The 25,225-nt window shown below is 40.2% G+C and carries 16 protein-coding genes and 3 pseudogenes; 9 read left to right on the top strand and 10 right to left on the bottom strand.

Annotation, left to right across the window (positions count from 1 at the left end):
* Positions 1 to 38 precede the first annotated feature (38 nt).
* Positions 39 to 2,081, top strand: coding sequence for a M13 family metallopeptidase (locus KZC02_RS18600; RefSeq protein WP_221390077.1), 2,043 nt, complete (start codon positions 39 to 41; stop codon positions 2,079 to 2,081).
* A 93-nt stretch (positions 2,082 to 2,174) separates the two neighbouring features.
* Here the strand turns inward: KZC02_RS18600 and KZC02_RS18595 are convergent, their stop codons facing one another.
* The 4 genes and pseudogenes from KZC02_RS18595 to KZC02_RS18585 all read right to left on the bottom strand — a co-directional run.
* Complete coding sequence (locus KZC02_RS18595; RefSeq protein WP_221390076.1) at positions 2,175 to 3,338, bottom strand: DNA-binding transcriptional regulator; 1,164 nt, start codon at positions 3,336 to 3,338, stop codon at positions 2,175 to 2,177.
* Positions 3,339 to 3,451: 113 nt separating this feature from the next.
* Positions 3,452 to 4,712 (bottom strand): annotated as a pseudogene (locus KZC02_RS18590) (MFS transporter).
* 218 nt (positions 4,713 to 4,930) lie between these two features.
* Positions 4,931 to 5,233, bottom strand: a complete 303-nt coding sequence (locus KZC02_RS32990; protein WP_310590452.1) for a chitobiase/beta-hexosaminidase C-terminal domain-containing protein — start codon at positions 5,231 to 5,233, stop codon at positions 4,931 to 4,933.
* Between the two features lie 108 nt (positions 5,234 to 5,341).
* Positions 5,342 to 7,524 (bottom strand): annotated as a pseudogene (locus KZC02_RS18585) (family 20 glycosylhydrolase); the annotation flags it as partial.
* 220 nt (positions 7,525 to 7,744) lie between these two features.
* Between KZC02_RS18585 and KZC02_RS18580 the strand changes: the two are divergent.
* Positions 7,745 to 8,854, top strand: a complete 1,110-nt coding sequence (locus KZC02_RS18580) for an acyltransferase family protein (RefSeq protein WP_221390075.1) — start codon at positions 7,745 to 7,747, stop codon at positions 8,852 to 8,854.
* 3 nt (positions 8,855 to 8,857) lie between these two features.
* Here KZC02_RS18580 and KZC02_RS18575 read toward each other — a convergent pair whose 3' ends face one another.
* The 3 genes and pseudogenes from KZC02_RS18575 to KZC02_RS31945 form a co-directional block, all read right to left on the bottom strand.
* Positions 8,858 to 9,835, bottom strand: a complete 978-nt coding sequence (locus KZC02_RS18575) for a nucleoside hydrolase (protein ID WP_221390074.1) — start codon at positions 9,833 to 9,835, stop codon at positions 8,858 to 8,860.
* A gap of 60 nt (positions 9,836 to 9,895) precedes the next feature.
* The gene (locus KZC02_RS31950; RefSeq protein ID WP_229254404.1) at positions 9,896 to 10,150 is read right to left on the bottom strand and encodes a T9SS type A sorting domain-containing protein; all 255 of its coding nucleotides are present in this window, start codon (positions 10,148 to 10,150) and stop codon (positions 9,896 to 9,898) included.
* Between the two features lie 3,705 nt (positions 10,151 to 13,855).
* Positions 13,856 to 14,918, bottom strand: a pseudogene (locus KZC02_RS31945) (S8 family serine peptidase); the annotation flags it as partial.
* Between the two features lie 550 nt (positions 14,919 to 15,468).
* On the opposite strand from KZC02_RS31945, the gene KZC02_RS18565 reads away from it, so the two are divergent.
* Positions 15,469 to 16,242, top strand: coding sequence for a shikimate dehydrogenase (locus KZC02_RS18565; protein WP_221390073.1), 774 nt, complete (start codon positions 15,469 to 15,471; stop codon positions 16,240 to 16,242).
* Between the two features lie 70 nt (positions 16,243 to 16,312).
* On the opposite strand, the gene ribD is transcribed toward KZC02_RS18565, so the two are convergent.
* Complete coding sequence (gene ribD / locus KZC02_RS18560) at positions 16,313 to 17,398, bottom strand: bifunctional diaminohydroxyphosphoribosylaminopyrimidine deaminase/5-amino-6-(5-phosphoribosylamino)uracil reductase RibD (protein WP_221390072.1); 1,086 nt, start codon at positions 17,396 to 17,398, stop codon at positions 16,313 to 16,315.
* Positions 17,399 to 17,492: 94 nt separating this feature from the next.
* Here ribD and prmC point away from each other — a divergent pair, with 94 nt between their 5' ends.
* Together prmC and KZC02_RS18550 are read left to right on the top strand one after the other, a co-directional pair.
* A complete protein-coding gene (prmC, locus tag KZC02_RS18555; RefSeq protein ID WP_221390071.1) occupies positions 17,493 to 18,356 on the top strand; it encodes a peptide chain release factor N(5)-glutamine methyltransferase in 864 nt (287 codons plus the stop codon).
* A 91-nt stretch (positions 18,357 to 18,447) separates the two neighbouring features.
* Positions 18,448 to 19,401 carry a MoxR family ATPase gene (locus KZC02_RS18550; RefSeq protein WP_221390070.1) on the top strand — a complete coding sequence of 318 codons (954 nt, stop codon included), beginning with the start codon at positions 18,448 to 18,450 and terminating at the stop codon, positions 19,399 to 19,401.
* 19 nt (positions 19,402 to 19,420) lie between these two features.
* Here the strand turns inward: KZC02_RS18550 and yidD are convergent, their stop codons facing one another.
* Positions 19,421 to 19,630 carry a membrane protein insertion efficiency factor YidD gene (yidD, locus tag KZC02_RS18545; RefSeq protein WP_221390069.1) on the bottom strand — a complete coding sequence of 70 codons (210 nt, stop codon included), beginning with the start codon at positions 19,628 to 19,630 and terminating at the stop codon, positions 19,421 to 19,423.
* A 148-nt stretch (positions 19,631 to 19,778) separates the two neighbouring features.
* Here yidD and lgt point away from each other — a divergent pair, with 148 nt between their 5' ends.
* From lgt to KZC02_RS18530, 3 genes are all read left to right on the top strand, one after another.
* Positions 19,779 to 20,609, top strand: coding sequence for a prolipoprotein diacylglyceryl transferase (lgt, locus tag KZC02_RS18540; RefSeq protein ID WP_221390068.1), 831 nt, complete (start codon positions 19,779 to 19,781; stop codon positions 20,607 to 20,609).
* Positions 20,610 to 20,729: 120 nt separating this feature from the next.
* Entirely contained in the window at positions 20,730 to 21,338 is a 609-nt protein-coding gene (locus KZC02_RS18535) for a hypothetical protein (protein WP_221390067.1), read from the top strand.
* Positions 21,339 to 21,588: 250 nt separating this feature from the next.
* Positions 21,589 to 22,032: a hypothetical protein gene (locus KZC02_RS18530; RefSeq protein ID WP_221390066.1), complete on the top strand. Its 444-nt coding sequence runs from the start codon at positions 21,589 to 21,591 to the stop codon at positions 22,030 to 22,032.
* A 137-nt stretch (positions 22,033 to 22,169) separates the two neighbouring features.
* Here KZC02_RS18530 and KZC02_RS18525 read toward each other — a convergent pair whose 3' ends face one another.
* Positions 22,170 to 22,709 carry an RNA polymerase sigma factor gene (locus KZC02_RS18525; RefSeq protein ID WP_221390065.1) on the bottom strand — a complete coding sequence of 180 codons (540 nt, stop codon included), beginning with the start codon at positions 22,707 to 22,709 and terminating at the stop codon, positions 22,170 to 22,172.
* 552 nt (positions 22,710 to 23,261) lie between these two features.
* On the opposite strand from KZC02_RS18525, the gene KZC02_RS18520 reads away from it, so the two are divergent.
* The gene (locus tag KZC02_RS18520) at positions 23,262 to 25,217 is read left to right on the top strand and encodes a PfkB family carbohydrate kinase (RefSeq protein ID WP_229253667.1); all 1,956 of its coding nucleotides are present in this window, start codon (positions 23,262 to 23,264) and stop codon (positions 25,215 to 25,217) included.
* Positions 25,218 to 25,225 lie beyond the last annotated feature (8 nt).

Genomic DNA, 25,225 nt, shown 5'->3' with positions numbered 1-25,225 from the left:
TTTTGCCCATCAATATTTTTAATAATAAACAGTTAAATATGAGGTTAGCCAGTTTAAGTTATTCCATCCTTGCGTTGTCGCTGATGATTGCAGGATGTAAAAAAGAAAAAGAAGAAGCCTCGGTTGAAAAAGTACCCGGTTTCAGTACGAGTTCCCTTGATTCCACTGTTAAAGCTTGCGATGATTTTGACAGTTACGTGAACGGTGGCTGGAAAAAACTAAATCCCATTCCCGGAACAGAAAGCCGCTGGAGTGCTTTTGGGATTTTGGATAAAGAAAACAAAGAAGTCCGGCTGAAAGGTATTATCCAGGAAATTACAAATTTGAAAGACCGTAAAAATGGCAGCGAAGCACAGCAAATTGCCGATTATTACCAATCATTTCTGGACACCACAACTATTGAAAAACGTGGCCTGGAACCATTAAAACCTTATTTAGATAAAATAGAATCCGTTAAGTCATTAAAAGATCTGGCATCAGTTTCGGGAGAATTGCAAAAAACAGGTGTTTCTACAGTACTTGGTTTTGGAGTAGACGGTGATTCGAAGAACAGCAAGATGAATGTGCTTTATGAAGGTCAGGACGGATTGAGCCTGGGTGAAAAAAGCTACTATGAAAGAACCGATTCCAGTACTGTAAATGTGCGTAGGGAATTTGTAAAACATGTAGATACGATGTTCGGCTTTGCAAGTTTTAAAGATACTGATCCGGGGAAAACGATTCTGGATTTTGAAACAAAACTGGCCAAACTACAATTGACCAATGTACAACTGCGCGATCCTGTGAAGACGTACAATAAAATGACATCAAAAGATTTTCAGGCCCTGGTTCCGGATTTTGATTTAAAAGCTTTTGCAGATAAACAGGATATTAAAACAGATACCATTATTGTACAGAATATTGAGTACCTGAAAAACCTGAATACATTACTGAAAGCAACACCAATTGCTACTTTAAAATTATATACCCGCTGGAAGTTGCTTTCTACGTTTGCAGGTTATTTGCCTAAAAACTTTGATCAGGAGAATTTCAATTTTTTCAGCAAGGTGATCAAAGGGACTAAACAGCAAAGAGCACGTACTGAAAGGGCAATCAGGTCGACAGAAGGATTACTTGGAATGCCATTGGGAAAATTATTCTCTGCTAAATATTTCCCTGAAGAAGATAAAAAGAAAGTGTCAGAAATGATCGAAAATGTACGCACAGTGTATGGCGAAAGAATTGACAAACTGACCTGGATGAGCGATTCGACCAAAGTACGTGCGCATAAAAAACTAAAAGCTTTTACATACAAAATCGGCTATCCTGATAAATGGAAAGACTATTCTTCCATTGACATAAAAAGTGATAAACTATTTGAAAACGTAGTTGAAGCGTCCCTATTCGAACATAAAGACAGCGTTAAAAAAATAGGAAAACCGGTAGATAAGCAGGAATGGGGCATGACGCCACAAACGGTAAACGCTTATTATAACTCGTCAAATAACGAGGTTGTATTTCCGGCAGGAATTTTACAGCCCCCATTTTACAACCGTGATGCTGATGATGCTATAAATTATGGCGGCATTATCGCGGTAATTGGTCATGAATTTACGCATGGGTTTGATGACCAGGGTTCACAGTTTGATGAAGAAGGAAACCTGAAAAACTGGTGGACCACTTCTGACCGTGCAAATTTTGATAAACTAACCAAAAAATATATTGATTATTTCAGCGGCATTGAAGCACTGCCTGGTTTTAAAATTAATGGCGCATTAACAATCGGAGAAAATGTAGCCGATTTAGGTGGTTTAACATTGGCTTACTACGCTTTGGAAAAATCACTAAAAGGCAAGCCCGAACCTGCGTTGATTGATGGATTCAACTGGAAACAACGTTTCTTCCTGGGTTGGGCGCAGGTTTGGCACATGAATACGACCAACGAAGCTTTGCAGAACCAGGTACAAACAGATCCGCACTCACCAGCCAAATTCCGGATTAATGGCCCGCTGCCACATCTGAAAGAATTTCAGGATGCCTGGAATTGCGGCACAGGAAGTAAAATGGTGTTACCAGAAACTTCGAGAGTTGTTATTTGGTAAAACAAATTAAGGAAGTCAGGTTTTAAAAACCTGACTTCCCTTTTGATTAAAGCTAATGACTTTAACGCTATAATTCCTAAATCTTCATTCCCACTACTTCCCAGCCAGATATTTATTCCGGTAAACACTTGGGCTGCATCCTTTTACCTGCCGAAATTGCCTGGCAATATTTTTACTATCCGTCAGACCCATATCCAGCGCTATTTCAAAAACAGACATATCGGTATCCAGTAGTTTCTGAGTAAATTTTTCAATACGCAGGTTAAAAATATACTTGTAAACAGGATAACCCGTAATTTCCAGAAACCGCTTTTCTAATGCCCTGCGCGATAATGGGACCTGTTTTACCACCTCATCTACATGCAGATTTTTGTCTATATTCTGGTGTATAAATTTCAGTGAGGATGCAATGTGATCGTCATTTGTAGCATAAATGTCTGTTGAATGACGCGTAATGACCTGCATAGGTTTCACTACAATATCATGATAGTCCGTAATACCATGAATAATCAGGTGCTCTAGAAGCCGGGCAGCATCATAACCTCCTTTTTCTACATCCAGTGCAATACTGGAAAGTGGAGGATCGGACAAATCACAGATCATCACATCATTATCGACACCCAAAACAGCCACTTCTTCAGGAATTCTTATACCTACATGACGGCATGCCTCAGTAATATGCTGCCCCTGATTATCATCACATGCCATTAGCCCGATCGGCTTGGGAAGAGATTTCAGCCAGCGACTCAAAGAACTCGGTTTGTAATACCATAACTCGCTGGACCTCGCTTTTTTATGTTCAAAATAATGCACTTTATGCCCGGCGCTTTCTATTCTTTTCTCAAAACCTTCCGACCTTTCACGAGACCAGACAATATCACTGAATCCATAAAATGCAAAATTAATGAACCCTTTTTTCAGGAAATAATCTGCACCAAGCTGTCCTGTTTCGTGGTAAGCTCCTGTGATATTGGGTATTTCGGCGAACCGTTCCTTAAAATCCTGGGCAATGACAGGAATACCTGCCTGAACCACCTTTTCAATATCCTTATCATTGTAAAGCTGTCCGATAATACCGTCGGCACCCCACTCCAAAGCCCATTTCAAAATTCCATCAATTCCCACAGTCTCTCTGTGAAACAGCGGCATACGGCAGAATATCCAAGGGCCTACTTCTTTTGAATACGTATTGATCCCTTTCATCAGGCTTTTACTGTATTCCTCGGCAAAGTCAAGAAGCAGGATAATTTTGTACATGGGTTTTAAAGCAACGAAACGGATATACTAATATTAAATTTAATACATTGTTAAGTAAATTCGTGTCCTTTCGTGCATCAGTGGCAAACAACTAATAATTATAAGCGTACCACTCATTGTACTTTATTTCCGAATAATTCTTTTACATTTTCAACCGTATCGTTGTTAATCAGTGGCCGGGCCCAGAAGCCAATGCTTAATATGTAACCAAGAGTAACAAGCAAAAACAACATAGCCCACCTCAATCCTGTTAGTTCCCCTATTCCGCCAATAATCAACGGAACAACTGCACCTCCGGAAATCCCCGCACAAAGAATGCCTGAAAATGTACCGTGATGATCAGGAACTGAATTAAGGGCCAGTGAGAAAATAACTGAATACATCACAGAAGCAAAAAAACCGGTTAAAGGAAACGCATACAGTGCTATTTCTTTTGACCCAAACAATGCGGCCAACAAAGAAATAACTGCACCGGATGTAAATAAAATAAGTACTTTACGGCTATCAAATAATTTTAATAACAACAATCCCAATAAACATCCAATCGTAAGTAAACCCCAAAAATATGCGTTTATTGAAGCACCCGTTGTAGCAGGATCTACACTATGATAGGTTTGTAAAAACTGGGACATCCAGTTCGCTATTCCCTGCTCGGTTCCTACATAGGCGAAAATTCCCAGGAAAAACAGCCATACATATTTGTTGGACGATAGCTCCGTAAATGAATTTCCAACGTCTATCCTCTCGTCTTCATTCAGATCCACTTTTGGAAATTTCACCAGTGCGATCACAACTACCATAACAAAAGCAATCACCGCAAAAACCCAGTATAAGGAAACCCATTTAAGATTTTCAGGAACCAGTCCGTTTAAAATATTTATAAAAAATCCTGACCTGCCCGAGTGTACGTTACCTACGAGATAACTGTAAAGCAATGGACTTAAAAATGATGCTGCTCCAAAAAAAGCTGTGCCATAACGGAATTGAAAGCAAATTTCTCTTCTCCACCAGCCACTCTCAGCAAAGGATTGATAACGACCTGTAACATTGCCATACCAACCCCGATCAGGAACAGCGATAGCAATGCGATGGAAAAACCAGGGATCATTGCAAATAAAAGTGCTCCGATACACGCCAGTGCAAATGCCCAGAGCAACACTTTTTTTCACCGAATTTTTCTACCATCAATCCCGAAGGAATTGACATAATCCCATAAGCAACAAAAAAAGCAAAAGGCAGAAAACCCGCAAGTCCGATACTAAGATCAAAACTCCTGACTATATCAGGAATAATAGGGCCCAGGATATTTGTTAGAAATGATATGACAAAGAATATGAGAAGTATAAGTATTACAATAAAGGCATTTCTTTGCATGACCAAATAAATTTATGACAGGACACCTTCTAACGCAAAGTTATCATAAAGGTCAATTTACTTTTAATTATTTTAATTAGAGTTAAGCGATTACCTAAATATCTTCTTGTGAGTACACATTTTTAATCTCAAACTAACATAGCAAAGTGGTACATTTATCAAAAAACCTTCTGCAAAACAAGCTTGCAGAAGGTTGATTAGTGAAGGGCCCGGGCAAATTATTTTGTTGTTACAACGCTGGTCCGGCTCGAATTACCAGACAGATCAAAGCTTTTTAGCTTTACAGAACCTGATACTTTTACGGGATTTTCAAATAAGGGTGATTGTGCCGTCGGTTCCGTGCCATCGGTTGTATACCGTATAGCAAGTCCCGGCAAATCGACGTTCGCTTTCAAAAGCCCGTTTTCAACAATTGCACCCGGCAACGGCAATCTGTAATTGTAACCTCCGTTCAGATATTTTAATTTCGGAAGATTTCTTTGTGCAATAGAATTGGTAAATATATTCCATTCCGTCTGCATCATTTTATTTCTTGATTCAGCATCCGCCACATTTTCCCATTTACGTTCCGGCGACCAGGCGCTTTCCGCAAATCCCATTAGTTTTGGCAAAATAGAATATTCCATCATATCCCTGCCTTTAATGGTTTCGCTCCAAAGCTGAGCTTCAATCCCGATCACGTTCTTCCTTGCCTCAGGTTTAAGAGCTTGCTTGCCAGCAAATTCCTCTTTCATGGGTTTACCCATTGACGTTTCCTCCGTTGTCCTGAACATATTAAATGGAGCAAAGGCCCAGTTATCTCTTGTATCCACAAAACCTGCCCAATATAATCCCGGCTCTTTCGGATCATTATTGTAAGACATGTCGAAGTAGAAGTTGGTAACGTTACACAATACAACCTGATAGCCTGCATTGGCCAATCGATTACCCAGATCTACATCGTATACATTATTCCAGATATATGGCACAACCGGATGGCCTACAAATTCCGGATTTGCATTATATGCTCCGGCCGGTGTTTTTGTAAGCGCTACTTCTTCCCAACCATGTACTTTCAGGTTACGTTTTTCCAGTCTTGGTAATAATTTTCTAAAAAATACGTCTGCAGATACCGTGTTTCTTTAATTTCCGGATGTTCTTTCATCAGCTTCGCAGCCATTGGAGATTTGGTCCAAACGCCCTCTGCTACTTCATCACCGCCAGTATGAAATGTATCCATTGTTAATCCAGCTTCCTTATACATCTTCGCCATTTCATCAACTACTTTTTCAAAAAAATGATAAGTCGATTCGCGCGCTACACTCACGACATTATTTTTATAGGCCTGTGCGGACAAGTAAACAGATTTATCATCAGGATCAATCAGGCGATATTCATTCGCTTCTTTTTCTTTACCTTCTTTCATGAGACGTTCATAGCGCGCTTCCATGGATTTGATTGCCGCCAGTGCATGTCCCGGAAAATTCAGTTCAGGAATAACTTTAATATGTCTTTCGTTGGCATATTTCAGGATTTCAATAAAATCTGCTTTGGTATAAAATCCGCTCCCGTGTTTGCCCTTATCATAAGCCACCGGTCCTGATCCGTAAGAAGGATGCATAGCCGCCGCGTCCTTGCCCGATGTATGCTGGCGTTGTCCTCCCACTTTCGTTAATTCAGGCAGGTCATCTATTTCCACACGCCATCCTTCATCTTCGGTTGTATAAAACAAAAAGTTATTCACTTTATAAGTAGCAAGCAGATCCAGGATTCTTTTGAGGGATTCCTTGGTCTGGAAATTCCGAGCTACATCCAGGTGTAAGCTTCTGAACTGGAAACGCGGCGCATCTTCGACCTGTACATATCCTAACGTTATGGAATTAGCAGGTTTCTGATAATTTTCCAATGGTGCCAGTTGAAGTAAGCTCTGTACTCCATAAAACACACCGGCAGCATCACTTCCCGTAATGTTAATCCCGCTTTGGCCTATGCCAAGTTTATAAGCTTCCTTAGAAATACCATTTACGTTCAATTTACCTGTTTTTAAAATAATTGACGGATCGGTAGTCCCGGATGGCAATCCTTTATTGATGGAGAAATCTGCTCCGGTTAACGTTTTTAGTTTATCTGATAAATATTTAGCTTCGTTTTCGAGTCCGGCTTCGTAAAAAATGCCTGCTTTATTGGTTAGTGCAAATGCCCCTTGCCCCGAACTCATCTTAACAGGAGTTGGAATAATCTTTAATAATTGGTCTGCACCCAGTTTCGTTAACGCAAGATTTTCCTTGTAGCGTGTTTCAGCAGTCGGTACTTGTTTCAGATCATTTTTGCCACGTAGTATTTGATCTTTTGTTGTAAATGGCTCTACTGTAAAATCAGCAACCTGCACAATTTCCTTTTCTTTTCCATCCGCATCATAAAATACAAAATACAACCCCATCGGCGCATCCGTTTCTTTGATTATACCTTCCGTTCCTGTATAAACTATGGTAACAGAATCTCCCGGACTTAATTTGAAGTCTTTGGCGGCTACCATTTTATACCAATCTCCGTTGAGGTGTTCAATTACAGCAGGTTGCGGTGTTTTGTTGGAATGTATCGGACGAGGCGACATGTTGAAAAACATTGCCCAATTTTTGTCGTCCAATGTAAAATCACTTCCATTTTTCAGGGTAAATTTAGCTTCGAAACTACCATCCGGTTCTATAAAATTACTGATCAGTTTCCATGAAACCCCGATTTTCTGAGCTTCTGTTTCAGAGACTTTTCCCGATTGACTGCATGCTGACAGCAATAGTATTGAGGCAATAACTAACAGAAGTGATTTCTTCATTATACTTTTTTTAATGGCTTTTTCAAATATATACAAGTTCGGACTAATCGCATTCATACTACTCCTGATTAAACAAAACATACTATTTAAGAAAAGATTTTAGGTGTAAATAGGCTGGAAAATTATATTGGGCCTTATCTATCCTTTTAAAATTATATAAATCTTTCATCAATAGCCCTTAAACCAGACATTGCGGTATACATTGATAAAACCGGAAACGATGGCGCGTCAGATTGAAGCAGGATTTTCTCGTGTACTTTCACTGGACACCATGCGTGGGTTTACCATTGCTGCCATGATTATGGTAAACTTCCCGGGAAGTGAGGAGCATGTATTTCCAACACTCCGGCATACCAAATGGAACGGCCTTACTTTTACCGATCTGATAGCTCCCGTTTTTCTGTTTATAGTAGGTGTTTCAATTGCTTTTGCCTATTCCAGAAGATTACAGGAAAACAGCCCTAAGACAGAACTCTACAAAAAGATCATTATCCGCTCTCTCAAAATATTTGCGGTCGGGATGTTCCTGAATTTATTGCCCAACTTTGACTTCCCTAACTTACGTTATACCGGAACCTTGCACCGGATTGCGATCGTATTTTTATCCTGTGCCATATTATTTTTGAATACAAACTGGAAACAGCAGGTGTACATTGGTGCAGGAATATTGATTATATACTGGTTGGTTATGACGCTCATTCCTACACCAGGAATGGGAAAAGTAATGCTGGATCCCGGCAATAATCTGGCCGCTTGGATTGATCAGCAATATCTCCCCGGCAAAATGTGGCAGGGAAACTGGGACCCGGAAGGAATATTAAGCACTTTCCCATCTATAGTTTCCGGTATAAGCGGAATGCTGGCAGGAAGGTTATTATTGAGCAGATCGTCCCCCAATGAAAAAGTAAATTATCTCGTAACTACAGGATTATTTGTTGCCTCGGCCGGATATTTCTGGGGTTTGATTTTTCCGGTAAATGAAAATTTATGGACCAGCTCTTTTGTGCTGGTAACGTCAGGTTTTGCTGCTATGCTATTGGGTGCTCTTTATTTTCTTGTGGATATTATGGATAAAAAGAGAGGAACAAAAGTGGGCGTAATTTTTGGTGCCAATGCAATTGCCGTTTATGTATTAGCCGATATTCTTGCTTTGCTCTTTTACATTTCTTCTTTTGACGGAAAAACACTTAACCAGCATTTTGTTGACAATCTTATCAATGGCGGTATTGAACCCAGGTTGGCCAGTTTACTTTATGCATTGCTTTTTGTTTCGGTCAATTTTATTCCGGCTTATACTCTTTACCGTAAACGGATATTTATTAAGCTTTAAAAATCATTTTCCTTCCCACATCATCAAACCCTCAATTAAAGCAGTGATCTGGCTGAACGGCATGGCTTCGGTCAGGTATGCGTGTTGCCCCATTGGGTCATCCTGCCACTTATTATTGCCGCCTTCCACGATCATTTTTCCACGTTTTACACCAAAATAGGGCTGCACTCCGCGAATTGCAACAAGTACTGCCGTCTGATCCCAGCTCATTCTGCCATCCGAATCATTTTTACTCAGCGGCATTGCCAGAGCATACACGTCTTTTACAGGGCTTTTCAGATTTTCATTTGCAACAACTTTAAGCCCGGTTTTCACTTTTTCTCCAATCTCAAATCCGCTGAAAATAATCTGGGTTGGCCAGTTTGCGAATACTTTTTCCGAAGCAACAGAATCTACCAGCACGTTATATTCACGTCCTTCCGGAAATTTCCCTGCCATGGAAACCAACTGTTTTACTTTCTTTTTTACCAGATCCGCACCAGACAATAGCGAAATTTTATCCGGTTTGGAATTCAGAAGATTGTTCAGATTTGTCAGAAAACCAATTGTAACAATGGTAACACTATTATCAGGCTGTCCGGATAAGATTTTCCGGTACGTTTCTATCGCGTCAGGCGCATCAGCGGTTTTTGCTATTTTATGCGGATATTTTGCGACCAGCATTTCTGGCCATTTCTGGGATGCTCCGTGGCTTGCGCCTTCTCCTTTTGGTGCACCGGTTGGTAGTTCCGGACGGCCAAAATAGGTATTCAGTACTTCAATGGTGGGAACAACCAGTTCATTTTTATTGGATGAAATAACTGCAAGCGGAATTGCTTCTTTACGATCCGAAAGTGCATGTAAGACAGCCATTGCCCCAACATCGTCATAATCCGGCCCAATGTCGGTATCCAGAATAATAGAAACCGATTGCCTGTTGCTGGTTTGTGCGTATAAAGCGGAAAAAGATAACAGATTAAAAATGACAATAAATTTATACATAATAAATATGGAGGTATCAATGAGTAACTGAACAGTAAATTAAACACTTTTTATCTCATACTAATTCTTAATCACTTTAAAAGTCTGCTTTTCCAATCCTGCACTGACTTCTATCAGATATAATCCTGATGAAAAAGCTGACTTGGATAAATCAACCTGGTGTTTTTGAAGAAAACCGTTTGCCGCAACTTTTGATTCAAAATAAAGGCGGCCTGTAAGATCATATACTTTTACATTTATTTCCTGGTTAACATTTGCCTGAAAAACCACATTAAAAATTCCTGCAGAAGGATTCGGATATATATGCCATTCCATTTTATCACCAAATATTACCGGTCTCGCTCTGGAATAAGTATAACTGCCATCCTGATCAATCATTTTTAAACGGTAATAACGCACACCGGATTTATTGTTTTCTGTATCTGTAAAGAAATATTGCTGATTGGACAAACCACCACCATTTCCTGCAACCTCTCCTATTTTCACAAAGCGGTTTAACCGGTAATCTTCATTACCAACAACGACTTCCACTTCAAAATGATCAAAATTCTCTTCTGATGAGGTCGTCCATTCCAGTAACACATCATTTGACAAATCACTTCCTGTTCTTCTTTTTGCGGTAAAACTGACCAGCCTGACGGGTAGAGCCTCCGCCGTTCCGAGTAAATTTTTACTGAACCAGAACTCAGAGAAATTCTTCACTTTTATTTCAGCATAGTAACCTTTATCAAACGGCACTTTTATAACCTCCGCAGAGGGAATAAATGACCAGTTATTACCGGTGCTATTTGCAAAATCACCGTCTTCTCTGGTTCTGTCGGCGGTGTTTGTATATTTTGAAACACCTAGTTCATAAGCATCCGAGGGCTTTACGCATGAAGTACATCCGGTTGCATTGACCAGCGACTCCACTTCTGAATCCAGAAAATAAATACGGACCGTAGCCGGATTCACCAGACTTGCGTTAGCCGGTTTAATGGTAATATTCCTGTTCAGATAAAATTGCTCATTGGCGTTACGAACAGCCCCGGTATTAATAAATGCCTGAATATCAGTAGCACCCAATACCTGGTTATTTGAATTAACAGATGCAATTAACTTACCGTTTTTAGTGAAATCAATCCAGTTCGCTGAACCTGGAATACTTTGGTTTACAGGGGTCAGCGTGGATGATTCATCATAAATACCACTTACTCTGCTGTAAATATGAATATCGTCAATTGCAATCCCTTCACGTTGTACAAAAGGATCTGACTTCATTACGAACCGTAATTTCAAATTTGTAAATCCTGTTGGCAAAGGAATTGTTGCAACATGCCAGCGTGTGTAATCCTGAATGCTCCATGCCCCATTTCCGTCATATGTTTTGTTGTACCAGTTGGTACCCTGTCCACTTGCTCCAAGGCGTGTCCAGGCTCCGCCATTTCCTGAATATTCCACATAAGCAATATCACATGCCGTCGGGTCACACACTTCAAAATCCAGAGCCAGACTAAAACTTAAAGTTGGCGCACTCAAACCGGAAACTGTAAAACACGGTGAATACAAATAGGATAGTTCCTTATCATTATAACTTCCGGACAAATTGGTTTTCCACGCTTTACTCCCGCTTGCAGCCGTGTTGATCAGTGCTGAAACCGGCGAACCATATTGCCACGAATTATTTTTTCCGTTGCTATGCCACGAACCATTGCCCGATTCAAAATTCTGTAAATAAGGGAAACTGCTGATGATAGGTGCGTTATAAAAATCAACCTGTAAGGTATCGTTCAGCTGGTAACTATCTGTTTGTAAGCTACTCCAAACCTTAACAGTTTGGTCACCAAAAGCAGACAAATTAGCCTTGGTGCTAAAAACATAGTTCATGTTCGTTCTGGCAGGAACAGACGATATTGTTTCAGTTACCAAAGTGCCGTTGGTCAGTTTATAGGTAACAGGAATATTGGTTATATTCCCTGCTGAACTGTTTCGTACAGTAACCGAAATGGATTCGGCACTGCTCAAACCGCAATTTTCCAACGCCGGATTGATAATACTCAAAATCTGGATATCATCGGTAACCTTGTATAATTTGATATCATCAAATGAATAACCTGCACCGCTGGTATTATCTGCCGTAATCAATTGCCCCCATTGCCCCCACCGAACCTGAAAACTTGATGACAAATCCTTCCCGTAAGTGGACAAAAGATTACTTAATTCAATACTTGGAGTGAATTTATAACCCTGTTCAGCTGCATTCTGGCTGGCAAATAAATCATACGCTTCAATCCAGGGATCGGTATTTTTTCCCCGAATCCATACTTTGTTATTTGCATTACTTAATTGTCCGTAATTTTTAAACCTGAAATCCAGACGCACATCATCCGTAGCTACATGATAAGCAGATAAATTAAAGGTGCCGTATAAATAATTGGTAACGCCAGCCACGAAATACCGGTTTGCATCCAGGGTAAAAGCTTTATTTCCGGAGAAAGCCATTCCCGAATTCACAAAAGTGCGTATCCTTCCTGCATCTGAATCAGTGCTGAAATCATATCGGTTTCCCCCGGTAAACCCCGTTTGACCGGTTGAATAAGTTTGTTCAGTAAGCGTTTCAAGATTGTCAAAAAATGGAAGGCTTATTTCATTATTATCCAGCTGCCGGAATGTTCTGGTCAGTGTATTATTTCCCTGAACCGGATCATTGGCTTTATTCAGGAAAACTTTTACTTCATAAGTATTGGTTGCTGAAAAATTTACAGTACCCGAAAATGTATAATCGAATGTTCCTCCGCCCGGAATAACCGGAGTTACAGATTGCGGTGCAATGGCTGCCCCATTTACAGAATAACCAACCGTAAAAGCATCTGTGGAATTAACATTGTCCAGATTTTTGATCCTGATCTTAATGGACTGTGAGCCAATAAATTCCGTGGAAGTGTTTTTCCGTCCCGATCCTTCCGGAAATAGAATCTGTTCTATTTTCAGATCATTATCCGAAATCGCACCTGAACAGTCGCCGCTGTCCGGTTTTCTTGAAATAGCAATTGCACGCCTTCCGGGATGTTTATTCAATCTTGCGCGTACCGAAACCCAATACGTGGAATCTCTGGATAAATTACTGATTTTAAAACTGGTTAAAGCCGTAGAATCAGCGGACACCATTTCATCACCTTTCAGAATCATCACTTCATAATCCGTAGCACCGGTCACGGCAGTCCAGTTAATTGCTATATAACCTTCACATTGCGTTGTGGAAAGTGAAACTGTGGGTACGCCCAGAATTGTAAAAACTTCACTTATACTTTCTATTCCTGTACCGTTCTGAATGACCTTAATCCTGGCTTTGTCTGTGATTGCTGCAGAAGGAATTGTCCAGCTTAGCTGACGTGTAGCTGCTGCCAGATTAGTGCCGATACTAGTCCAGTTTGTGCCGTTATTTAAGGAATATTGCACATTAAAAGTACTGTCTGAATTGCCAAAAGAATCCCAGTTGATATAAATCGCATCACCATCTTTCAGGTGTTCATTTCCGATGGGATACGTTAGAGTCGTAGAAACTGGTATTATATCATAAACGACAAAATATTCCTGCCTTGGATTCTGAACAACCGATGTTCCTTTTACCGTTATAGAATAGGTTCCGCCCGTTGGATTATTGATCACCACCTGTTCAATGTTGTTGACATTATCGACGCCGGTCGTTGCCGGATTATTCACATTTAATGGAGTTGGATCTAAAAGCTTGGGAAGTGTAACAACAGACGATGGATTAGTTACTGTCAGATCCAGGTTATTAACCAGATTTCGGCCTGATAAAACGGCAGCCGCAGGATCATTCCAGTAAAGCATTACTTTAAGCTGTGCAGTATTAGCCGGAACACTGATCGTAATTACTTTGCTGGCCAAATGGCTGACGGAATCATTTTTATAAGCACTGCTTTCCATCATTTTTAAAGAACGCAACAGGTTCATCCAGCCAAATCCGTATTTGTAATCCGGGCCGTCGATCCCTTTATCAGTTCCGCTATTGCATAACAGTGCCTTCATTAAAGCATTTTTAGGGTTCGTATTGGAATTAAGCTGCCGGTATCGCTGATACAGCAAAGCCAAACCGCCCGATACTGCCGGAGAAGCCATGCTCGTACCCGTTGCCGAACCATATGTATCTTTTGGAATTGTTGAAAAAACAGAGGTTCCCTTGCGCTGTAATTTCAGGCTTGATCCGCCCGTCTTTTACCGGCCCTCGGCTGGAACTGGGTGCAATTACACCTGTTTCCGTAGTGTTGCCTACGCTGATCACATTTTTTGCTGTCTGGTAGCCACTCAATACATTGGCAAATCCGGTAGGATACGGACTGCAGGCAGTAGAGCCGCTGTTGCCCGCCGCAAAAACATGCTGTAAATACGGCATTTGAAAAGCCTGCTGATCCAGAATATTGGAATACATATCATAAACCCCGAAGGTTTCACAATTGTTGACATCGCCGCCATAAGAATTATTGGTGATTACCATTCCGTAATCTTTTACATAAGCAGGAGCAAAAGCAAAAATACCGGAGTAGTTCTGAGCTATAATATTTGCTTTGGGCGCATAACCCGTATAACGTTCATTCACAATTCCGGCGCTACCGACCGTCCCCATTACGTGCACACCATGAGAGCCATCGGTAACAGCCGTGCGGTTGATCATACGTCCGTTAAAATCAATGTGCTGCAATGGATTGGCATTATCTCCTACTCCTACTGCAACACCTTCTCCATGTAACTTCCTGCCAGCCGGAAGTGCAGAGGCCAGTACATTTGCGCGTGCATTGCTTGTACTTTTGTTATTGATCGGCTTGTCTTCCTGAGGTATGGCCTGTACATATTGTACAAATGGTAGTAACGCCAATTCTTTCAGTCTGGCAACCGGAATCCGAAGAGAAACAACCTGATAATTTTTGTACAGGTCAGAGATAATAGTAAAATTTTCATTTTTTAATCCGGTTTGGATCTCTTCAAAAGCAAATGATCCTGGAAAACTGATCCAGACATCAATTGTACCTGCTGTTTTAATTGCATGGGCAGGAAATTTGCCATTAGCCAATATAGGCTGCATTTTTTGTTCAGCCGATAAACTGACTACTGCTCTGGCCTTATTTGTAGAAAGTATTTTCGCATTAAATGAGCCTGTTATGGTTGCCGTGTAAGCGTAATTCGGGATATAATCCAGCAATGTAATCCCGGCATTTTTTAATTGTCTGCGTTCTTCTTCATCCGGGATTTCTTCGAACTGGATAATTACAAATGATTTTGAATTAAAAGAAGAAGTTCGCAGATTAATTCCATTACTTCCATCAGGCAAAATGTTCCTTTCCGGCGTAAAAGAGCCATTTTTCAATAAAAGGTGATAGTCGTTTACACTTTGCGCGGCGCCCGAAAAAGAGTTTAAAATAAAGATAATGCAGGTAAAATGCAGGTATAAGATTTTCATAGTGTGTTGTATTAGATATGCTAAGTTCTGCAAATAAATTCACTTTAAAAATGGGGATGTAAATGTCTGATATATATTCCCTGACAGTATAAATATTTGTAATTCGATAACGACTGAAGTAACTTCGCCGCTTTAACACCAGGAAAATTTCACAACGGCTTGGGTCGTCAATAATATGGATTTATACGGTTTAATCGGCTTTCCGCTTACGCATTCATTTTCCAAACGCTACTTTACGGATAAATTTATACGCGAAAAAATAAAGGACAGCAGCTACAATTTATATGAAATGAAAAGCCTGGACGGTCTGGCTGATCTGCTAAAAAACACACCCGATCTGAGAGGTTTAAATGTAACAATTCCTTATAAACAAGATGTAATCCCTTATCTGGATGATCTGGATGATGCTTCGGCTGAAAGAATTGGTGCTGTAAATACCATTAAGGTTTTTGCTGATGGCAGTACAAAAGGTTTTAATACGGACTATTATGGTTTTCGTCAGTCTCTGATAGAATGGCTGGACCGCAGAGGAGAAACATGTACCAATTTTAAAGCGCTGGTTTTAGGCCATGGAGGCGCAGCCAAGGCGGTTGAAGTTGCGTTACAGGATCTTCATGTGGATTACAAAGTAGTATCACGTCAAAAGGGAACCGATACATTTCTTTACGAAGATCTTACCGAGGAAATTATGAATACCTATCTCCTGATTATTAATACGACTCCGTTAGGCATGTTCCCGCATGTGGACGAATGCCCGGCTATTCCTTATCAGTTTGTTACAAAAAACCATTATTTATACGATTTGATATATAACCCGGCTCAAACCCAGTTTCTTAAAAATGGCGCTGAAAAAGGTGCAGTTTTGCAGAACGGCATGAAAATGCTGGAATTGCAAGCCGAAAAAGCATGGGATATATGGTCGTCGGAAGAAGATATGTGGAGCGTTTAGTTTGGAGTTAAAGTATTGTTAGAGAAAAACATCAGAGGGATCTGTCGCTGCCGGGATAAAATATTGGCGGTCAGCCGCGTGGTAGTGTAAATGCCCTTTTATAAAAAGTCCACAGATCGTCCTGCACTTTTTCCGAACCGGTCAGAATACCTTGTGGCATGGGAGCTCTAACTCCTGTACCAATCACTTTTTGACCCTGGCACCGGCGGATTTCATCCCACAAACCGCTTTCTAAAAACGCATTTATTACAGCGGTTCCGCCCTCAACAAATACAGACTGAATTTTTCGCTGATGTAAATGTTCCAGTAACGGGCCGATTTCTTCTAATTCCGGATTAAGCTGAATATAGGAGATTTCGTTGTTTTCAGCATAACGTTCCGGATTGGTAGGAGCTGGCGTTTCTTTTTTATAATTAATAATAATGGTTGGCTGCGTTTTGTCAAACAAATGAAGTGTTTCCGGTAACAGTAAATTTCTATCCAAAACCACCCGAACCGGATTTCTGCCTTCCCAGTGCCGTACGTTTAATTTTGGATTATCCATCAGGGCAGTTTTAAATCCAACCAGGATCGAATCTTCTTCACTTCGCCACTTGTGAACGCGCATACTCGAAAGTTCCCCACTGATTTTTAACGGAGTACCATCTTCATGTCCCAGAAAACCATCAGCCGTTTCTGCCCACTTTAATATGACGTAAGGCCGGTTTTGGTTAAAACTGGTAAAAAATCTTTTATTAAGTTCGGAGCCTTCTACACCTAAAACATTACATATTACATCTATTCCCGCTTTTTGTAAGCGATCAATTCCCCGGCCGGATACAAGCGGATTCGGATCTCCGTTACAAACTACAACGCGCTTCACATTTTTACTGACCAGCAGATCGGCACAAGGCGGCGTTTTGCCTGTATGGGAGCACGGTTCCAAGGTTACATAAACAGTAGATTCCGGCAAAAATGCTTCATTTCCTCTTTTTATCACATCCTCTATTGCTCTTACTTCCGCATGAGGTTCTCCATAGTGGCGATGCCAGCCTTCACCAATTATCCTCTCATTGTGTACCACCACACAGCCTACCATTGGGTTTGGACTTACACTTCCACGGCCGTATTCTGCGAGTTGTAAAGCCCGCTGCATCCATTGAATATCTGAGTTCATGCGGTAAAAATACAAACCTCCTTTTAAACTCAAGTTTCGGGAGTTCTTATAATTTGTTAACTTTCCGACATTAGAATAAAAAATCCAACGAAAAATGACTTCGGCACGTCAGCTATATCAGAATATTGTAAGTAACATTAAAGTATATCCCGTTAAAGAAGCGCAGGCAATTACATTCATGCTGCTGGAACATTACATGCGATTGAGAAACATTGATGTTCTGGTCGACAGGCCTATCGCTGAAACAACTGCACAACCAGACTGGCTTTCTATAATTGCCCGTCTCAACAATAATGAACCTGTTCAGCATATTATCGGATCAACCGAATTTTGTGGTCTTGAATTCAGGGTTTCTTCTTCGGTACTCATTCCTCGCCCTGAAACAGAGGAACTTGTACAAATGGTTACCCGTGATTATGCGGAACCTGATAAAAATATTTCAATTCTGGATATAGGAACCGGCAGTGGCTGTATTGCTATTGTTTTAGCACGTTTTCTTCCCCATGTTTCTGTGCATGCCTGGGATGTATCAGACGAAGCATTAGAAGTAGCCCGTGAAAATGCCCGCCAGTTACTTGCAGATGTACATTTTGCAAAGCAGGATATGCTCGATGTAACCTTTCCATTACCCGGCGACATTATCCAGTTTGACTGTCTGGTGAGTAATCCTCCTTATGTTACCTATTCTGAGGCCGAACATATGAGACCTAATGTGCTCCGTTTTGAGCCGCATGAAGCTTTATTTGTTGAGGATAACGATCCGCTGTTATTTTATAAGGCAATTGCAGATTTTGGAAAACACCATCTGAAACCTGCGGGTAAATGTTATGTGGAAATCAATGAGCATTTTGGCATTGAAACCAAAAAAGTTTTTGAAGAGCGTGAATACAAAAACGTTGAGATCTTACGGGACATTCATGGAAAGGACCGTTTTGTGAGAGCAATCTGGGATAAATAATATTTTTATTCATCTGTAATTTTTCCCTGTATGTTTTGCGGCATAAAATTGCCCGCAAAAAGCACATCGCCTCAGCGTAAAACGAACTAAAATGTATTTAGAAAAAATAAAGGATGTACTGGACGAAATGGGAAAGGTTGTTGTTGGGCAGGACAAGCTGCTTAACCGTCTTTTAATCGGACTTTTCACCGGCGGCCATGTTCTTCTGGAAGGTGTTCCCGGGCTTGCCAAAACGCTGACCATCAACACCATGGCAAAAGTTTTGCACCTGGATTTCAAACGTATACAATTTACACCTGATCTCTTGCCTGCCGATTTGATCGGGACGATGATCTATAAACCCAAGATCGGCGATTACGAAGTAAAAAAAGGGCCCATATTTTCGAACATTATCCTGGCGGATGAAGTAAACCGCTCTCCTGCCAAGGTACAATCCGCATTGCTGGAAGCTATGCAGGAAAAGCAGGTAACGATTGGTGATGAAACTTATCAGCTCGACCGCCCCTTCATTGTACTCGCTACACAGAATCCCGTTGAACAGGAAGGAACGTATCCACTTCCCGAAGCACAGATTGACCGGTTTATGATGAAAGTCTATGTGGATTATCTCAACAAACAGGAAGAACTGGAAGTAATGCGCCGCATGTCCGATATTAATTACGATTACAAAATAAGGCCGATCCTGAACAAGGAGGACATATTTGCGATTCGCGAAAACGTCAATAAAGTAAATATATCCGATACGCTGGAACGGTATATTATTGAACTTGTCTTTGCTACCCGACGGCCTTTGGAATACGGCCTCCGGGACGAAGCGCGTTACATACAATTTGGGGTTTCACCAAGAGCAACGATATTTTTGAACAGAGCAGCGAAGGCACTAGCTTATCTGGAAGGCCGGGATTATGTGCTGCCTGAGGATATTAAAGAGCTCGCACCAGACATTATGAACCACCGTATTTTACTGAATTATGAAGCGGAAGCAGATAATGTCCGCACCATTTCTATCATTGATTCTATATTAAGAAAAGTTGCAATAGGTTAAAAAAAACAAATGTAATAGGTTAAGGGACAGGATCATGGCCATGTCCTCCCCAGGGATGGCATCTTGCAAAACGTTTCATCCCCATCCATCCGCCCTTGAAAGCACCGTGTTTTTGTACCGCCTGTATCATGTATTGCGAGCAGGTGGGTGTATACCGGCAGGAATTGGGAAGATATGGCGACAGCACACCCTGATATATACGCACCAGACCTATGAGTAAAAATTTCATCTTATTTCTTGTATTAAAGTCGTGTCTTTCATCTTCAAATTGTTCGTTTTATAAAACAGGATTGAATCTTGAATTGAATTTTCATTCATCTTTGTGAAATTAACCAATAAAAACTGAAAGCCGGTTTGCCAATTAACATCATAAACGCATGATTTCCTATATCATTTGGGATGCCAATCCCGAAATTTTTACAATTCCTGAATTTCTTGGCTTGGGCCCTTTTCCTGTTCGTTGGTATGGCTTACTATTCGCTGCCGGATTTCTGATCGGACAGCAGGTTATGATCCATGTTTTCAAAAAGGAGAAAAAACCAATGGAAGATATTGACGCACTGACACTTTACATGGTTATCTCTACCGTGGTTGGCGCAAGGATCGGGCATTTTTTGTTTTACCAGCCTGAAGTACTGTTTAAAAATCCATTGGAGGTTATTCTGCCACCTTATGCCGGCCTTGCCAGTCATGGTGCAATTATTGGAATTATTACGGGGCTTATACTTTATTCCCGTTCACGTAAACTTTCAGGACAAACATTTTTCTGGGTTGCCGACCGTATCGTGATCGTAGTTGCATTGGCGGGCTGTTTCATACGTTTTGGAAATTTAATGAATTCTGAAATTGTAGGAAGGCCAACAAATGTGCCATGGGGTTTTATTTTTATGAAAAATACGGAGTTTTTGCAAAAACCAAGGCATCCGGCCCAGCTCTACGAATCGATCTCCTGCCTTGTCCTCTTTTTTATACTGTTTGCTCTTTGGAACCGTTTCAAAGAAAATACGCCACGCGGAATGCTCGTTGGAGTATTTTTTGTATGGGTGTTTACTTTAAGGTTTCTGTATGAATTTCTGAAAGAGAATCAGGAAGCCTTTGAAGCAAATTATGCATTAAATATGGGTCAGATTTTGAGTATTCCTGCGGTAATACTGGGTCTTTATTTCATTTGGCAATCACGGCAAAATACCAATCGTATAGTTGGCTAACTATTCAAAACGGCAGCATTTGAGTACTTTTTCAATATCACCTAATAAGAAATTTTCAATATTTGTATGTTTTTTGAGTAAATTGCATTCAATGTAACACCTTACAAACGTACGACTTAGATGAAAAAACTACTTATTTTCCCACTGGTAATTAGTTCTACCTTGATGCTGGTAAGCTGTTCCGGCAAGGAAGATTCCGAAAAGCTGGAAGATCAAAAAAGTACTGTTGAGACCACAGACGATATTGCTGTAGAGGCGAACGATATGAAAGCCAGAGAATCGGTAGGGCCAATTGATTTTAGAAAACTGAAAGAATTACTGCCTGAAGAAATAGCCGGATTTAAAAGAACAGAAGCATCCGGAGAAAAATCCGGGGCCATGGGTTTCACTATTTCCACAGCCGAATCCAAATACAAAGGTGATGGTAATTCATCTGTTAAAGTAGAGATATTTGATACAGGTGGTGTGGCCGGAGTTGCGACAATGTCCCTCGCAGCATGGACAATGGCAGATATTGATAAGGAAACTGAAACCGGATACGAAAAAACAACCAAGCTTGAAGGGCACAAGGCGTTTGAGAAATACGATGCTGTTAATAAGTCCGGAGAATTGAATGTGCTGGTTGCCGATCGTTATGTAGTCAACGTGAATGGCAATAACGTTACGGTTGATAAACTTAAAAGTATTCTGGGTGATATGGACCTTGAAAAACTTGCTGACCTGAAATAAGAATCCTTACAATATGCATTGATTAAAAGAGGGCTTCGAGCCCTCTTTTCGTTTTTTCAGCTTTTCGCTTTGTAATAATTTTCGTTCCTAATCCACTTTTTCGTCCTGCATAATTTCTACGAATGCGTTGTTTTATGAAAAAAATTCTTTCAGCATGCGTTAAGCCGTAGCAGTTATTTAATTTATTTTACGAATATTTGCTACACTTTATTTTCCATTATCCTCATCTAAAAAATATAAATCATTAATTATGAAGGCGTTTTCCCTTATTTGCTCATTTATCTTATTTTCCATTATCTGTGTTGCACAGGATTTTAATAAAGACTCCACCATTGTTATTGAAAATCAAAAGCTGTATACCGTTGCCGCTGCTCCCACAACGGAAAACCTGAGCATTAAAGGACAAATAGATGCGGAAAGGAATTATAAAAAATACAAAGGTGCATCAGTAGGCACATTGATCACCAGTTTAGTATCTCCGCTGATCGGTTTAATACCTGCCATTGCATGTTCTGCCTCAACACCTAAAATACAGAATTTGGGTTATCCAAGTGAAGAATTATTCAGGCAGGCTGACTATCACAAGAGCTACACAAAGAAAGCCAAGAAAATCAAGCAGGGTAAGGTCTGGAAAAACTGGGGAATTGGCCTGGGAGTTAATCTGGTAATAATCCTCCTGGTAGGTGCCAGTTAAATAGTAGCGGTATAATTATTTCGGGCACAAAAAAAACAGAAGCAAACCCGCTTCTGTTTTTTTTAATCTGATGTAACATATTACAACTTTCAATCATTGTGGAGTTTTCATAACGTTGAGCATTCTAAAATAATAACTTATGCAGTTGCGAAATCAACCTTTTCTCTTAAAATCTGTTTCGCTTTTACTAACTGGTTCTTAACTGTATTCTTTGATATTCTGAGAAATTCTGCAATTTCCTGATAAGATTTCCCCTCTTCAATATTCAGTTTTAAAATTAACCGGCGCTTAATCGATAAAGAATCCACAGCATTCTGTACCAGCGACATACGCCTTTCTTTTTCCTCCTTTTCATCTTCTGTACCAGATACCATTGCTTCCATAAACTGTTTTCTTAACTGCTCACTTTTCTCCATTTTCTTAAAATGGTCAAAAGCCATGTTTCTTAGGCAGGTAAACAGATAAGAACTAAAATTATGTTCGGGCTTAATCTGCGCACGCTTGATCCAGATCTTTACAAATACGTCCTGGATCATATTTTCAGCTTCCTCTTCGTCCTTCAACAAAGAAATAGAAAACCTTAAGGCAGGTCCTTTATAATAATTGTAAACTTCTGCAAAGGCTGATTCATCGCCTTGCGTTGCTCTTCTGAGGGTACTTTCGTTTGGCTGGGCCACAGTTGTAAGGGTTTAATCAATAATTAAAGGTTTAGTTCTTCGTAACCGGCTTTAACAACAACAGAAACTGCACTCAAAATAAATATAGATAATCCTCTCTAAATACAATTATTAAACATCAGAAAATCAACACATTAAAAACGCTATAAATATTGAAAAGCATCCTGACTATTCAATAAAATACTGTTAATTCCTGCTTACATAATCAGATATTTTGACGATGCAAATAAGACTCATGTTTTCTTCTGTATGGAGGACTGGATTTGTGTTTATAAATTTACAGTATCATTTTTAATTTTAAATCGCAAAATGCGTAAAATTATCTTCAATTTGCGCAAATGGTTTTTATTTAACATTTATGTAATGATTATTTTTCATATTGATCATATTACCTCAGGATCAGCGCATTTTCCTACCAAATGAAAATGTAGAAAATCCAAAAAAGCAGATTTCCGGAGTTTAAACCGTGTCTGGAAAAAGCAATTATTTAATAAAACAGTAATTGCTTCAATAGCCTTCCTTTTTGCTAATACAGTATATACTGAAAACCGGATGGCATTAGTTGAAATGGATCAGAACCGCATTGCCTATATTCTTGATAAAATTTCTTCGGTCAGAATTGCCGTATATGGCGATTTTTGCCTCGACTGTTACTGGATCATGGATAAACGTGGTTCAGAAATTTCAATAGAAACCGGCCTGAAAGCAGACGCAGTTGCACGGCATTATTATACACCAGGCGGAGCAGGTAATGTAGTTGCAAACTTATCGGCTTTAAAACCAGCAGCCATCAAAGTGATTGGTACTATCGGCAATGACATGCATGGCCGTGAGCTGACTTCACAATTACAATCCCTGGGAGCAGATACTTCTTCGCTTTTCGTGCAGGAAAATCATTTCAATACGTATAGTTATCTGAAACGGCATGTTGATGGAAATGAAGAACCCCGAATTGACTTTGGTGTATATAATGAACGGAGTGAAGCCACGGATGTAAAAATACTCAATGCACTGGAATCAGCATTGAAGGAAAATGATGCACTTATTTTTAACCAGCAGGTAATAGGAAGTATTAACAATGATGCATTTATAACAGAAGCCAACAGCATTTTTAAAAAATATCCAGATAAAATCGTGATGCTCGATTCGCGCCATTTTAACGAACTTTTCAACAATACTTACCTTAAAGCCAATGACAGGGAAATAGCTTCACTTGTTGGTGTAATAGTAAATCCGGATGAAATTATTCCCATTGCTGATGTAAAAAAATACGGCAGGGAAATTTTTGAAAAATCGCAAAAACCGGTGTTTGTTACCTGCGGAGATAGAGGTATTATCGCTTTTGATGCTTATGGATATTATGAAATACAGGGTTTGCAGCTTAAAAACAAACTGGATACAGTAGGTGCCGGCGACACGGCTATCAGTGCAATAACACTCTGCCTGGCAGCCGGATTATCCGTAAAAGAGGCGGCTCAGATTGCCAATTTCGCAGCCGCCGTTACGGTTCAGAAGCTGTACACGACGGGAACAGCTTCGGGTGAAGAAATATTAAGAACAGGCCACGAACCTGATTACGTTTTCAATTCAGATCTTGCTGTAAATGAGCGAAGTGCAATATATATAACAGATACTGAATTTGAACTTTGCGAACCAAACGTCAGTGAAAACCTGGGACATATACGCCATGCCGTTTTTGACCATGATGGTACGATCAGTTCACTAAGGCAGGGCTGGGAAGAAATTATGGAACCGGTTATGATGAAATCTATTTTAGGAAATCTACATGACACTGTTGATGCCGGTACTTACCAGAAGGTAATGAAAATAGTAAAGGAATTTATTTATAAAACCACCGGAATACAGACGATCTATCAGATGGAAGGATTGGTGAATCTGGTACGGGAGTTTGGATTTGTCCCTGAAAATCAGATTCTTGATAAATTTCAGTACAAAGAATTATACAATGCCGGATTGATGGAAATGGTGAATAAACGTATGATTAAACTGGCTGAGGGGGAATTGATACAGGAAGATTTTACTATAAAAGGAGCCGTTTCGTTTCTTCACGAATTAAGAGATCGCGGTGTGACATTGTATCTGGCAAGTGGAACGGATGTAGATGACGTAAAAAATGAAGCAAACGCGCTTGGTTATGCCGACTTGTTTAATGGCGGAATTTATGGCGCCCTGAAAGAGTATACCCGGTTTTCCAAGAAAATGATCATTGAAAAAATCATTCAGGATAATCAGTTGAAAGGAAATGAGCTGGCTGTTTTTGGTGATGGCCCCGATGAAATAAGAGAAGGCAGGCGTGCAGGCGGAATTTCTGTGGGCATTACCAGCAACGAATTACAGCGGTTTGGACACAACCCAGCCAAACGCCCAAGGCTTGTGAAAGCCGGTGCGCAGTTGTTGATCCCTGATTTTTCACAATACAGAAAACTGGTTTCGCTGCTTTTTTCAGAAAGAAGAGTTGATGCAGGGCTACATATCCTGGGATTTTAAATTATAGT

The sequence above is a fragment of the Dyadobacter sp. NIV53 genome (genome assembly GCF_019711195.1).
GTDB lineage: Bacteria > Bacteroidota > Bacteroidia > Cytophagales > Spirosomataceae > Dyadobacter.
This window is presented reverse-complemented; position numbering and strand designations above follow the sequence as displayed.

Bases quoted from the DNA above. Each gene is read 5' to 3' on its own strand.
- KZC02_RS18565 (WP_221390073.1), top strand. From the start codon at position 15,469: ATGGATTTATACGGTTTAATCGGCTTTCCGCTTACGCATTCATTTTCC.
- KZC02_RS18550 (WP_221390070.1), top strand. From the start codon at position 18,448: ATGTATTTAGAAAAAATAAAGGATGTACTGGACGAAATGGGAAAGGTT.
- yidD (WP_221390069.1), bottom strand. From the start codon at position 19,630: ATGAAATTTTTACTCATAGGTCTGGTGCGTATATATCAGGGTGTGCTG.
- prmC (WP_221390071.1), top strand. From the start codon at position 17,493: ATGACTTCGGCACGTCAGCTATATCAGAATATTGTAAGTAACATTAAA.
- KZC02_RS18530 (WP_221390066.1), top strand. From the start codon at position 21,589: ATGAAGGCGTTTTCCCTTATTTGCTCATTTATCTTATTTTCCATTATC.
- lgt (WP_221390068.1), top strand. From the start codon at position 19,779: ATGATTTCCTATATCATTTGGGATGCCAATCCCGAAATTTTTACAATT.
- KZC02_RS18600 (WP_221390077.1), top strand. From the start codon at position 39: ATGAGGTTAGCCAGTTTAAGTTATTCCATCCTTGCGTTGTCGCTGATG.
- KZC02_RS31950 (WP_229254404.1), bottom strand. From the start codon at position 10,150: ATGGAATGGCATATATATCCGAATCCTTCTGCAGGAATTTTTAATGTG.
- KZC02_RS32990 (WP_310590452.1), bottom strand. From the start codon at position 5,233: ATGCAGACGGAATGGAATATATTTACCAATTCTATTGCACAAAGAAAT.
- KZC02_RS18535 (WP_221390067.1), top strand. From the start codon at position 20,730: ATGAAAAAACTACTTATTTTCCCACTGGTAATTAGTTCTACCTTGATG.
- KZC02_RS18580 (WP_221390075.1), top strand. From the start codon at position 7,745: ATGGCGCGTCAGATTGAAGCAGGATTTTCTCGTGTACTTTCACTGGAC.
- KZC02_RS18595 (WP_221390076.1), bottom strand. From the start codon at position 3,338: ATGTACAAAATTATCCTGCTTCTTGACTTTGCCGAGGAATACAGTAAA.
- KZC02_RS18575 (WP_221390074.1), bottom strand. From the start codon at position 9,835: ATGTATAAATTTATTGTCATTTTTAATCTGTTATCTTTTTCCGCTTTA.
- ribD (WP_221390072.1), bottom strand. From the start codon at position 17,398: ATGAACTCAGATATTCAATGGATGCAGCGGGCTTTACAACTCGCAGAA.
- KZC02_RS18520 (WP_229253667.1), top strand. From the start codon at position 23,262: ATGGCATTAGTTGAAATGGATCAGAACCGCATTGCCTATATTCTTGAT.